This window comes from Streptomyces sp. NPDC002795, assembly GCF_042888725.1.
Taxonomy (GTDB): domain Bacteria; phylum Actinomycetota; class Actinomycetes; order Streptomycetales; family Streptomycetaceae; genus Streptomyces.
This window is the reverse complement of the sequence record NZ_JBIAQB010000013.1, coordinates 182,641-194,601: the sequence shown is the minus strand read 5'-3', so window position 1 is coordinate 194,601 and position 11,961 is coordinate 182,641. Positions and strand designations below refer to the sequence as shown.

The 11,961-nt window shown below is 69.4% G+C and carries 11 protein-coding genes; 1 reads left to right on the top strand and 10 read right to left on the bottom strand.

The genetic code is table 11. From position 1 onward, the window contains the following. Positions 1-51: 51 nt before the first annotated feature. The 4 genes from ACFYWS_RS33545 to ACFYWS_RS33530 all read right to left on the bottom strand — a co-directional run bounded on the left by ACFYWS_RS33545 (position 52) and on the right by ACFYWS_RS33530 (position 6,407). Positions 52-1,470 carry a sugar porter family MFS transporter gene (locus tag ACFYWS_RS33545; RefSeq protein ID WP_389282703.1) on the bottom strand — a complete coding sequence of 473 codons (1,419 nt, stop codon included), beginning with the start codon at positions 1,468-1,470 and terminating at the stop codon, positions 52-54. A gap of 238 nt (positions 1,471-1,708) precedes the next feature. After that, on the bottom strand, positions 1,709-5,317 hold the full coding sequence (gene smc, locus ACFYWS_RS33540; RefSeq protein ID WP_389282701.1) for a chromosome segregation protein SMC: 3,609 nt from the start codon (positions 5,315-5,317) through the stop codon (positions 1,709-1,711). 222 nt (positions 5,318-5,539) lie between these two features. Beyond that, positions 5,540-5,743, bottom strand: coding sequence for a hypothetical protein (locus ACFYWS_RS33535; protein WP_266714564.1), 204 nt, complete (start codon positions 5,741-5,743; stop codon positions 5,540-5,542). Between the two features lie 382 nt (positions 5,744-6,125). After that, complete coding sequence (locus ACFYWS_RS33530) at positions 6,126-6,407, bottom strand: acylphosphatase (protein WP_389282699.1); 282 nt, start codon at positions 6,405-6,407, stop codon at positions 6,126-6,128. Positions 6,408-6,567: 160 nt separating this feature from the next. On the opposite strand from ACFYWS_RS33530, the gene ACFYWS_RS33525 reads away from it, so the two are divergent. Next, complete coding sequence (locus tag ACFYWS_RS33525; RefSeq protein ID WP_389282697.1) at positions 6,568-7,509, top strand: CAP domain-containing protein; 942 nt, start codon at positions 6,568-6,570, stop codon at positions 7,507-7,509. A 15-nt stretch (positions 7,510-7,524) separates the two neighbouring features. On the opposite strand, the gene mutM is transcribed toward ACFYWS_RS33525, so the two are convergent. The 6 genes from mutM to coaD form a co-directional block, all read right to left on the bottom strand. After that, positions 7,525-8,385: a bifunctional DNA-formamidopyrimidine glycosylase/DNA-(apurinic or apyrimidinic site) lyase gene (gene mutM, locus ACFYWS_RS33520; RefSeq protein WP_389282695.1), complete on the bottom strand. Its 861-nt coding sequence runs from the start codon at positions 8,383-8,385 to the stop codon at positions 7,525-7,527. 149 nt (positions 8,386-8,534) lie between these two features. Next, a complete protein-coding gene (gene rnc / locus ACFYWS_RS33515; protein ID WP_389282693.1) occupies positions 8,535-9,338 on the bottom strand; it encodes a ribonuclease III in 804 nt (267 codons plus the stop codon). 7 nt (positions 9,339-9,345) lie between these two features. Further along, positions 9,346-9,519 carry a 50S ribosomal protein L32 gene (rpmF, locus tag ACFYWS_RS33510; RefSeq protein ID WP_030361955.1) on the bottom strand — a complete coding sequence of 58 codons (174 nt, stop codon included), beginning with the start codon at positions 9,517-9,519 and terminating at the stop codon, positions 9,346-9,348. Between the two features lie 2 nt (positions 9,520-9,521). Beyond that, positions 9,522-10,166, bottom strand: coding sequence for a YceD family protein (locus ACFYWS_RS33505; RefSeq protein ID WP_389282799.1), 645 nt, complete (start codon positions 10,164-10,166; stop codon positions 9,522-9,524). Between the two features lie 148 nt (positions 10,167-10,314). Next, positions 10,315-11,385, bottom strand: a complete 1,071-nt coding sequence (locus ACFYWS_RS33500; RefSeq protein ID WP_389282692.1) for a cell division initiation protein — start codon at positions 11,383-11,385, stop codon at positions 10,315-10,317. Between the two features lie 91 nt (positions 11,386-11,476). Continuing rightward, positions 11,477-11,956 (bottom strand): pantetheine-phosphate adenylyltransferase, encoded by a 480-nt coding sequence (gene coaD, locus ACFYWS_RS33495; RefSeq protein ID WP_389282690.1) that lies wholly within the window; start codon positions 11,954-11,956, stop codon positions 11,477-11,479. Positions 11,957-11,961: the final 5 nt, after the last annotated feature.

Below are 11,961 nucleotides of genomic sequence, written 5' to 3'. Positions count from 1 at the left end.
AGCGGGGACTTGACCCATCTCCCCGGGTCCTCGGAGGGGAGGCGGCGACGGTCAGACCGTCTCGGCTTCCTCCAGCGTCTTGCCCTTGTACTCCTTCACGAACTTCAGGGTGAAGGGGATGGAGAGCGCCGCGAACACGGTGTAGATGACGTACGTGCCACCCAGGTTCCAGTCGGAGAGGGACGGGAACGTCGCGGTGATGAGGTAGTTCGCGAGCCAGTTGAACATCGACGCGACGCCGATGGCGGTGGCACGGATCTTCGGCGGGAACATCTCGCCGACCATGACCCAGAGGATGACGCCCCAGCTCATCGCGAAGAAGAAGACGAACCAGTGGGCGGCGATCAGGGCGACCCAGCCCTGCGTGGCCGGCAGCTGCCCGTTGACCAGGTCGGAGGAGAACGCCCAGGCCTCACAGCCGAGACCGATGACCATGCCGACGGAGCCGATGAGCGCGAGCGGCCTGCGGCCGACCCGGTCGATCAGGAGCATCGCCACGACGGTACCGATGATGTTGATGATCGACGTCGTGAACGAGTAGAAGAACGAGTCCGTCGGGTCGACGCCGACCGACTGCCACAGCGTCGAGGAGTAGTAGAACGCGACGTTGATGCCGACGAACTGCTGGAAGACCGCGAGGCCGATACCGACCCAGACGATCGGCTTGAAGATGAAGCTGCCCTTCAGGTCCCGGAAGGTCGACAGACGCTCGTTCTTCATGCCGTGCTCGATCTCGGCGATGCGTGCCTCCGCGTCGGCGCCGTCGCCCTCGACCTGCCGGACGACCCTGTGGGCCTCTTCCCTGCGGCCCTTGGCGATCAGGTAGCGCGGCGACTCCGGGATCATGAACGTGAACACGCCGTACAGGGCGGCCGGGATCACCATGATCCCGAGCATGACCTGCCAGGCCTCCAGGCCGAGCAGTTCACCGCGCTGGTCGCCGCCCGCCGCGTTCAGCAGGCCGTAGTTGACCAGCTGCGAGATCGCGATACCGAGCACGATGGCGGCCTGCTGGAAGGAACCGAGCCGGCCGCGGTAGGCCGGCGGCGCCACCTCGGCGATGTAGGTCGGGCCGAGCACCGAGGCCATGCCGATGGCGAATCCGCCGATGATGCGCCACACCATCAGGTCCCACAGCGCGAACGGCATCGACGAGCCGATGGCACTGATGATGAACAGCACGGCCGCGATCTGCATGCACCGCACGCGGCCGATCCGGTCGGCGATCCGCCCGGCGGTCGCCGCGCCGATGGCTGAGCCGAGCAGCGCGATGGCGATGACCTGGGCGAGGGTCGCGGAGCCGATGTCCCACCGGTCACGGATGGCTTCGACGGCTCCGTTGATGACTGAGCTGTCGTAGCCGAAGAGGAAGCCACCCATGGCGGCACCGGCCGCGATCAAGGTGACACGTCGAAGATTGCCGGGCTGTTCCTGCCTGGCTCCCGTTTGCGGTGCCGCACTGCTGGTCACATGTACTCCTCGGGCCACCGGCCTCGCTGCCGGGGGTGGGGGCGAGCCCTTCAGATGCGATTCCAGTGGCGCATACCTTCACGCCGCCCACCACCTGAAGGTAAAAGCAACGTTGCAGAGACTATGCCTTCATGTTTTGAAGTCAATACTTCGGGTCCTGTGAATTTCAGGCATGCGAGTGTCGCAACGCGTTCAAGACTTGAACACTGGTAGAGGGGTCAGCTCGGCTGGACCGGCTCTAGCTCAGCCGCTGACTGATGACCTTCGACACCCCGTCGCCCTGCATGGAGACGCCGTACAGCGCGTCGGCGACCTCCATCGTGCGCTTCTGGTGCGTGATCACGATGAGCTGCGAGGCCTCCTGGAGCTCCCGCATGATGCGGATGAGGCGCTGCAGGTTGGTGTCGTCGAGCGCGGCCTCCACCTCGTCCATCACATAGAACGGACTCGGCCGAGCCTTGAAGATGGCGACGAGCAGCGCCACAGCGGTCAGGGACCGCTCGCCGCCCGAGAGCAGACTGAGTCGCTTGACCTTCTTGCCCGGCGGGCGGGCCTCGACATCGACACCCGTCGTGAGCATGTTCTCGGGGTCGGTCAGGACGAGTCGTCCCTCACCGCCCGGGAACAGCCGGCTGAAGACGCCCTCGAACTCACGCGCCGTGTCCCGGTAGGCCTCGGTGAAGACCTGCTCGACGCGCTCGTCGACCTCCTTCACCACTTGAAGCAGATCGGCGCGGGTCTTTCGCAGGTCCTCCAACTGCTCGCTGAGGAACTTGTGGCGCTCCTCCAGCGCCGCGAACTCCTCGAGGGCGAGCGGGTTGACCTTGCCGAGCTGCTGGTACGCGCGCTCCGCGGACTTGAGCCGCTTCTCCTGCTCCGAACGGTGGAACGCGCGCGGCTGGTTGCGCGGGTGTTCCGGGTCCTCGGGCAGCTCCTCGCCCTCGGCGGGGAGCGAGGGCGGCACGCGCTGGTCGGGACCGTAGTCCGCGACAAGTCCGGCCGGTTCGACACCGAGTTCCTCCAGCGCCTTGGTCTCCAGCTGCTCGATCCGCAGCCGCTTCTCGGCGCCGAGTACCTCACCCTTGTGGACCGAATCCGTCAGCTTGTCGAGTTCTTCCTTGAGTTCGCGGCCGCGGGCCCGCTCGGTGCCCAGTTCCTGCTCCCGCGCCGCCTTCGCCCGCTCGGCGAGGGTCCGCTCCTCGTCGGCCCGGGTGATGGACACCTCGACGTGCGCGAGCAGCAGACGGGCGCCGGAGGCGACGGCCTCGGCGACGGCCGCCTCGTACTGGCGGCGGGCGCGCTGTCGCTCGGCACGCGCGCGTGCGTCGCGCTCGGCGCGGGCGGCCCGGTCGAGCGAGTCGGCACGCCCCGCGAGCCCCTTGACGCGCTCCTCGTGGGTACGTACCTGGAGGCGCGCCTCCATCTCCGTCTGCCGCGCGTTGGCCCCGTCGGCGGAGAGGCGGTCGCGTACGGAGGTGTCGGGTTCCTCGTCGGCGGGCTGCTCCTCGGCCACGACAAGCCGCTCGGCCAACTCCTCGGCATCGAGTACGGCATTCTCCAGCGCGTCCTGCGCCTTGGCCGCCGCGGCGGCGCTGCGCTCGGCCTCGCCCGCGGCGCCGCGGGCCTGCCCGGCGAGCCGGCCGAGCTGCTGCGCCCGGCCCGACCGCTCACGCTCCATGACCCGCTGCTGCTGCCCCAACTCCTCGACGCGCGCGGCGCATTCGGTGCGCCGGTCGGCCGCGGCGTGCTGCGCCTCGGCCCACTGCTCGCACTGGGCGGCCAGTTCCTCCAGCTCGGCGGCGGCCTCGTCGACGGACGCCTGTACTTCGAGGAGGCTGGGCGCCCCGGCCGACCCGCCGTGCGCGAAGTGCGCCCCGAGCAGATCCCCTTCGGCGGTCACCGCGGTCAGCTCGGGTCGCGCGTAGACCAGGTCCTCGGCGTCCTCCAGCGTCCCTACGACGACGATGCCTTGCAGCAGCCGCTGTACGGCGGGCATCAGCTCGGCGGGGCCGCGGATCAGATCGGCGGCGGGTGGGGGGCCCTGAGGTGTGGATTGCGCGGCACCGCTGGGGCTCTGCCCCAGACCCCGCTGCTCAATCGCCGCAGGGGCTTGAATGGCGGGGGCCTGGTCCGAAGTCAGGAGCAGTGCCGCCCGCCCCCCGTCCTGTTTGCGCAGGAGGCGGATCGCTTCCGCGGCAGCGGCGGGCGTGGTCACCGCGATCGCGTCGGCCGCCGCGCCGAACGCCGCCGCCACCGGCACCTCGTACCCGGGCGCCACCGACAGCAGCTCGGCGGCGGGGCCGAGCAGCCCGGTCAGCCGGTCCTTCGCGTCGAGCAGCGCGCCCGTGCCGTCCTTGCGCCGCAGTCCGAGCGCGAGCGCCTCGTGCCGGGCCGCGAGCGCCGCGCGCCCCCGCTCCCCGGACGTGGCGGCCTCCCGCGCGGCGCTCAGCGCGGCCTCCGCCTCGGCGAGGGCGGCCTTGGCCTCCTCGTGCCGCGCGGACAGCTCCTCGTCGCCGGCGTCGAGCCCGTCGACCTCGGCCTGTAGCTGCTCGTACTCCTCCTGCGCCGCGGCCGCCCGCTGCTCCGCCCCGTCGCGGGAGTCGGCGAGGCGGTCGATCTCGGACTGTGCGGAAGCGGCCCGCGAGCGCGCGGCGTTGACCTGCCCCTGGAGGCGGGCGAGGCCCTCCCGCCGGTCGGCGATGGCCCGTGCCACGTCCTTGAGCCTGCGCTCCTCGACCGCCAACTCCCGCTCCAGGTCCGCCCGGTGGGAGACCGTCTCGTCGAGGGCGACCTGCGCCGCCTCAAGGGACGCTTCGAGCTCGGCCTCCTGTTCGCGCACCCGCGCGGCCTCGCGCTCCAGGTCCTCGGGGTCACGCCCGCGCCGCTCCTCCGCGGGCGCCGACGTGGCGCTCTTGACCCGCGCGTCGGCCAGCGACACCGTCCCGCGCACCCGCTCGGCCAGCTGCGACAGCTCGTACCAGGACTGCTGAGCCCGCTGCAGCCGGGGCGTCAACTGCCGGACCGCGTCCTCCAGGTGCCCCTCACGCAGCAGCGCCTTCTTCAGCTCCTCCTCGGCCGCGCCCCTGCGCCGCTTCAGCTCCGCCTCGTCGGCGACCTCGGCACTGAGCGCTCCCCTCAGACGTACGAGATCGTCCGCGAGCAGCCGCAGCCGCGCGTCGCGCAGGTCGGCCTGGATCACGGCGGCCCGCCGCGCGACGGCGGCCTGTCTGCCCAGCGGCTTCAGCTGCCGCCTCAGCTCTTCGGTCAGATCCTGTACGCGCGAGAGGTTGGCCTGCATCGCGTCCAGTTTCCGCAGCGCCTTCTCCTTGCGCTTGCGGTGCTTGAGGACGCCCGCGGCCTCCTCGATGAAGGCGCGACGGCCCATGGGATCGGCGTGCAGTACGCCGTCGAGCTGTCCCTGGCCGACGATGACGTGCATCTCGCGGCCAATACCGGAGTCCGACAACAGTTCCTGGATGTCGAGAAGTCGACAGGTGTCGCCGTTGAGCTGGTACTCGCTGCCGCCGTTGCGGAACATGATCCGCGTGATGGTGACCTCGGCGTACTCGATGGGCAGCGCGCCGTCGGAGTTGTCGATGGTGAGCGAGACCTCGGCGCGGCCGAGCGGCGGCCGCCCGGTGGTGCCGGCGAAGATGACGTCCTCCATCTTGCCGCCGCGCAGCGACTTGGCGCCCTGCTCGCCCATGACCCAGCTCAGGGCGTCCACGACATTGGACTTGCCCGAACCGTTGGGACCCACGACACAGGTGATGCCCGGCTCGAACCGCAATGTGGTGGCCGAGGCGAACGATTTGAACCCGCGCAGGGTGAGGGCCTTGAGGTGCACGCCGTCGGACTCTACCCGGCACCCCTGTCTCACTCCATGAACCCACGGTTTCACCCGTGAACATGCAGGGCACATCAGACGTAAAGAACGTCAGGGAAAACCGGTGCGCGGGGGCGCCACGAGGCACGGCCGAGAAGAAAGAAGGGACGCCGAAGCGTCCCTTGGATAACTGTCGAGCGGCTGGTTACGGGCGGTGCCGACCACCCAGGACGCTGGGAGTGGTCAGGTGAGCGCAGGCTCCGCCTGGGGTACGTCGATGCCCTCGATGAGAGAGTCGTGAGAAGCGGCAGCCGCGAGCTCGTCGTTCTCGGCCTGAATGCGGCCGAGCTCGGATTCAAGATCCTGGACGCGCTGCTGGAGCCGTCGCATCTCGGCGAGAAGTCGCGGGTCGCTGCCGCCGACGTAACCGAGAAGCGCCTTTGCCATGATGGATGGTCCTCCACAATGAGTGACCGACCGAAGCGGTGTGGGTCGTGAGGGAATCGCACCCGCGGTGCTTGGCACTTCTTGTATTGCTGCCGTTCTCACATGCCAAACAGCTAAGGTGCGCGGGGACTTCCAGAGTCTCACCAAAAAGTTTGACGGTCAACACGATCACGCCCCGTATTGGCGGGCAAACCGGGGGCTTCGCACCGCAGAACCTGCGGTACGGCCTCACGTTCGGGGCCCGGGGGCGTAGAGATCATCCGTTCTCCGGGGAGCCTGCCACGAGTCCCTGTTATTGGCAACCACCAGGGAGTTTCTGCCGCACGCAGGTGCCGGCGGCGCTTCCCGCGCCCCCTCCACCGGCCCCGCCTGCGGTGACGACTCAGCGGATGGCAAACCCGTCGTAGCCGCCGCGGGGCGTGTCCCAGATCTCAGTCACACCGTCGACCCTGCCGGGTGTGTCGTCACCGTGGAGCCAGTCGAGCAGTTGCTGACATCCGCCGCGTGGTCCCTCGGCGACCACTTGGACACGCCCGTCGTCCAGATTGAGAGCAAAACCACTCAGGCCGCCGATCTCCAGCGCACGTGCACGGGTGAACCACCGAAAACCCACACGTTGGACGCGTCCGCGCACCCAGGCGGTGATCCGTACTTCTTCGTTCATGGGTGCACGCTAACCGGCCAAAAGCACTCGGAGCACTTCCTGCACTGGGGAGTTGGGGTAGCGTCCCCGACCATCGCGCCTCACTCGTACGAGTGAGAAGCACGCACCACAGTGACGATCGCGACGACCGGTAGGACCAGAGGACCAGGAAGGCCAGGACATGGGACGCCACCGACGCTCCGCCGTCGGCCGCCCGCACGCGAGCGACTTTGCGCAGGGCTACGCGGAGTACCCACCACACCCCGCCCCTCCTCCCGCACAGCCCGCCGCCTCCCACCACCGCAAGAGGCGCGACGGCGTCCCGCTGCGCACCGGTCTGCTCGGTGCCTCGGCCGCGGTCGCGATGGGCGCGGTCGCGGTGACCACCGGGCTGATACCCGGGGGCGGGAGCTTCGAGTTCGGCGGCGACAGCGGCAGCAAGGTGCAGGCCGCCGACTCCCCCGATGTCACGGCGCAGGGCGGCACGGGCGGTGCGGTCGACGACCGGGCGCCGTCCGCCGCGAGCCGTGACACCGAGCGGGCCACGCCGTCCGCGACGCCGTCCCGGTCCGCTTCGAGCGCCGCGCCGCGCTCCTCCGAACCTTCGAAGCCTCCGCGGCGGTCCGGCTCCTCCGACGACAGCGGTACGAAGACGAGGAGCGCGAGCCCGTCGACGTCCGCCCCGGCGGCACCGGCGCGGACGAAGGCGCCCTCCGGTGCGGGCGGCGGCTCGGCGACCACGTCGGAGAAGGCGGCGTCGACCCAGGTCCTCGCCCTCGTCAACCAGGAGCGCTCCAAGGTGGGTTGCTCCCCGGTGACGGCGGACAGCGGCCTCGCCTCGCTCGCCACGGCGTTCAGCGACGACATGGCCTCGCGGGACTTCTTCGACCACACGGATCCGGACGGGGCGACGCCCTGGGACCGCGCCAAGGAAGCGGGCATCACGGACCTCGGCGGCGAGAACATCGCCCGCGGCCAGGCCAACGCCCAGTCGGTCATGGACTCCTGGATGAACAGCCCCGGCCACAAGGCGAACATCCTGAACTGCGACTTCAAGACCCTGGGCGTCGGCGTGCACTTCGCCTCGGGCGGGCCGTGGTGGACGCAGGACTTCGGCTACTGACGCGTAGCGGACTGCCTACGCGACCGTACGCGGCGGGCGCTGGCAGCGCGGGCAGTAGTAGCTGGACCTGTTCATCCACGCGCGCCGCCGCATGGGCGTCGAACAGCGCCGGCACGGCAGCCCTTCGCGCCCGTACGCGTCGAGGGACCGGTCGAAGTAGCCCGACTCCCCGTTCACATTCACGTACAGGGAGTCGAAGCTCGTCCCGCCGACGCTCAGCGCCGCGTTCATCACGTCCCTTACGTGGCCCAGGAGTTCGGCCGTGCGGGGGCGCGTGAACGACGCCGTGGGGCGCTCGTAGTGCAGCTTCGCGCGCCACAGTGCTTCGTCCGCGTAGATGTTGCCGACGCCGCTGATGAGGGACTGGTCGAGCAGGGCCCGCTTGATGGTGCTGCGCTTCGCGCGCAGCGCGGTGTGGAACGCGGCGTCGTCGAAGAGCGCGTCGAGGGGGTCGCGGGCGATGTGCGCGATGACGTCGGGCAGGCCCGCCGCATCGGTGTCGTGCAGCGAGAGCCCGCCGAAGGTGCGCTGGTCGACGAAGCGCAGCTCGGTGCCGAGAGCGTCGGCGAAGCGGACCCGGATGCGCAGGTGCTTCTCGTCGGGGGCGTCGTGCGGCTGCACCAGGAGCTGGCCGCTCATGCCGAGGTGGGCGAGCACGGAGGTGTGCGAGCCCTCCAGTGGCAGCCACAGATACTTGCCGCGGCGGCTCGGCGCGCCGATCGTCCGTCCCTTGAGCCGGGACGCGAAGTCCGGGCCGCCCGCGATGTGCCGGCGCACGGAGCGCGGGTGCAGCACCTCGACCTCGGCGACGGTCCGATGCGCCACCCACCGCTCAAGCCCCCGCCGAACGACCTCTACTTCGGGCAGCTCTGGCACGGGGTCCTCCGGACGGGAGCGGGTGGGCAATATTCAAGCCCCTCCGGCGTTTGAGGAGCGGGGTCTGGGGCGGAACCCCAGGAGCGGGGAAATGCGAAGCCCGTTCCCACCGGGTGGGCCGGTGGGAACGGGCTCAGGAAGCAGAGCGCTTACGCTCCGGGAGCCGTGTCAACGACCTCCGCAGCCTCCGCCCGATCATCCGCGGCAGCGCGAATCGCACGCCACGCGGACTCAGCGGCCTGCTGCTCCGCTTCCTTCTTGCTGCGGCCGGTGCCGGTGCCGTACGAGACGCCTCCGACGCGGGCGGCAGCAGTGAAGGTCTTCTCGTGATCCGGGCCGGTTTCGGTGACCAGGTACTCGGGCACGCCGAGTCCCTCCGTCGCCGTCAGCTCCTGGAGACTGGTCTTCCAGTCCAGGCCGGCACCGAGATTCGAGGACTTCTCGATGAGCGGGTCGAACAGCCGGTGGACGAGTTCGCCCGCCGCGTCCAGCCCCTGGTCCAGGTACACCGCACCGATCACCGCTTCAAGGGTGTCGGCGAGAATCGACGCCTTGTCCCGGCCGCCCGTGCCCTCTTCGCCCCGGCCGAGCCGGATGAAGGAGCCCAGGTCGAGCCCGCGGCTGACCTCCGCAAGTGCACGCGAATTGACCACCGCGGCCCGCAGTTTGGCCAATTGGCCTTCCGGCAGGTCGGGGTGAGTGCGGTAGAGAGTGTCGGTGACCACGAGGCCGAGGACCGAGTCGCCCAGGAATTCCAGGCGCTCGTTCGTCGGCAGGCCGCCGTTCTCATACGCGTACGAGCGGTGCGTCAGCGCGCGCACCAGAAGGGCGGACTCGAGCTTGTACCCGAGCCGCCCTTCCAGAAGCGTGTGGGACGAGGCTGTGGTGTCCACCGGGTCACCCCCGCTTGCGCGGGGAGAGTTCTTCTTGGCGTTAGACACTGTGCCTCTCACCAGCCGCTCAGACCTCGAGGACCTGGCGCTTGTTGTAGGTGCCGCAAGCAGGGCACGCGATGTGCTGCAGCTTGGGCTCCTGGCAACGCTCACACGAAACCAAGGTGGGGACCGCAGCCTTCCACTGCGACCGGCGGTGGCGCGTGTTGCTGCGCGACATCTTCCGCTTCGGAACAGCCACGGCTACTTCTCCTGCTTCTCGTCGACGCCCGCTTGCGCTTCGGCGCCGCTCATCTCGTCCTTCTCGCCGTCCTGGATGGATTCAGCGAGTCCCTGCAAAGCCGCCCAACGGATGTCGACGGCGTCGTGATGGTGGCCCGGCTCGTCCGAAAGCCGCACTCCGCACTCGGAGCACAGACCTTCACAGTCTTCCTGGCACACCGGCTGCATCGGCAGTGCGAGCACCACCGCATCACGCAGCACCGCCTCGAGGTCGAACAAGCCGCCCTCGAGAAAGAGCCTGTCCTCGTCTTCCTCGGCGTCGTCGGCCGGTTCCGCTTTCACGCGGCCCCGGTCGTCGGCGTCAGGGTACGAGAACATCTCCTGGAAGTCCGCATCGACCTCTTGGGCGAGCGGCTCCAGACACCTTACGCACTCCCCCTTGGCCGATGCACGGGCGGTGCCTGTGACAAGCACCCCTTCCATGACCGACTCCAGGCGGAGGTCGAGCTCCACCGGGGCACCTTCCGGCACCTCGATGACTCCCAGGAGGCCGAACTCCTTGGGAGCGTCGATCGTGCGGGACAGCCGCTGCATGGCACCAGGACGCCGACCCAGCTCGTGCGTATCGAACACGAACGGGTTGCGGTGGTCGAGGTGGGTGTTCAGGGCTGGTCCTGCTTTCGTTCTTCGAAGCTCACGTGGGGGTTTGCCGCCCCGATTTTTTCCGGGCAGCTCGGAACGCACGTGCTACGCGCGGCCGAACAACCAGGGTACTGGACCATTCGCTCACGGCCCAATCTGCCCCCGGACCGGCTCAGCGCCCCTGCTCGTACTGCCGCATCTGCTCCAGGCTGATCATGCTCGTGTCGAAGAGACTCGTCTCGTCGAGCGCGCTGTCCTGGGCCTGCTGCGGCTGGGCCTGCTGGTGCTGCTGCTGGTACGCGTAGGGGTCCTGCTGCTGTTGCTGCTGGTACGCGTACGGGTCCTGCTGGTACGCCGCGTACGGGTCCTGCTGGTAGGTGCCGTAGGAGTCCTGCTGGCCGTAGTGCTGCTGCTGGTAGCCGGCGTACGGGTCCTGGGTCTGCTGTGCGTACGCGGGCGCGGGCTCGGGGGCCTGGGACGGGATCTGCGGCATCTGCGGGGCGGCCGGCTGCCTGACCTGGGCGTCGCCGATCTCGGCGAGACCCGCGAGGTAGTCGGCGTCGCTGGTGTGCGGCTGCCCCTCGCCGTCCACGGTCAGCGTGCCGAGGTCGTCGCTGGCGATGCGGCCGTGCAGCTTCTGCCGGCCCTTGCCGACGGCGTCCAGGGTCTTGGCGAGCACCGCCTCGAAGGCGCCGAGCTTGGTGTCCACATACGTGTCGGCGTCCCGGCGCAGCGTCTCCGGGTCGTGGCTGCGCTCGGGGGCGTCCTCGTCCTCGTAGCCCGCCTCGTCGACGCCGGGCCCGGTGCCGAGCAGCTTCTCGCGGCCACGGCCGACCGAGCCGAGCGTCTTGTTGAGGACGACCTCGAAGTTGGCCAGCTTGGAGTCGACGTAGTCGTCGGCCTCCGCGCGGACCTCCTCGGCCTCCTGACGGGCCTCGGTGAGGATCCGGTCGGCCTCGGCCTGGGCGCGGCGGGCGATCTCCGTGTCGGCGACCAGGGTGCCGCGCTCGGCCCGCGCGGTCTCGATGATCTGCTCGGCCTCCGCGTGGGCCTGCTCGACCATCTGCTCGCGGCCGCCGATGAGCTCCTGGGCCTGGGCGAGGGAGCCGGGCAGCGCCTGGCGCACTTCTTCGAGCATCGCGAGCAGGTCGGCGCGGTTGATCACGCACGAGGCCGACATGGGCATCGAGCGCGCGCCGCCGACCGTGCCGACGATGTCGTCGAGCTTCTTCTGCACGTCCACCGTGTGCTCGCCACTCTCTCGTCTAGACGCCGGTTTGGCTGGGGTGTTGGAGACGGACGAGACGACTGTAAGCCCAACGTGCGCGTGCGCGTCACTTCTTGGGAAGGCGCTCCGTCAGGGCCTCGTGGACCAGCGGCGGGACCAGGTGCGAGACGTCGCCGCCCCAGGCCGCGACCTCCTTCACCAGGGAGGACGACAGGAAGCTGTACGTCGGATTGGTGGGGACGAAGAGGGTCTCCACGCCGGACAGGCCGTTGTTCATCTGGGCCATCTGCAGCTCGTAGTCGAAGTCGCTGACGGCGCGCAGGCCCTTGACGATGGCCGGGATGTCGCGCTGCTTGCAGAAGTCGACGAGGAGGCCGTGGAAGGCCTCCACCTCCACGTTGCCGAACTCGGCCGTGACCTCGCGGATCAGTTCGATCCGCTCCTCGACCTCGAACAGTCCCTTCTTGGACTGGTTGATCATCACCGCGACGTGCACGACGTCGTAGAGCTTGGAGGCTCTGGCAATGATGTCGAGGTGGCCGTTGGTGATGGGGTCGAACGACCCCGGACAGACTGCGCGGCGCACGGGAA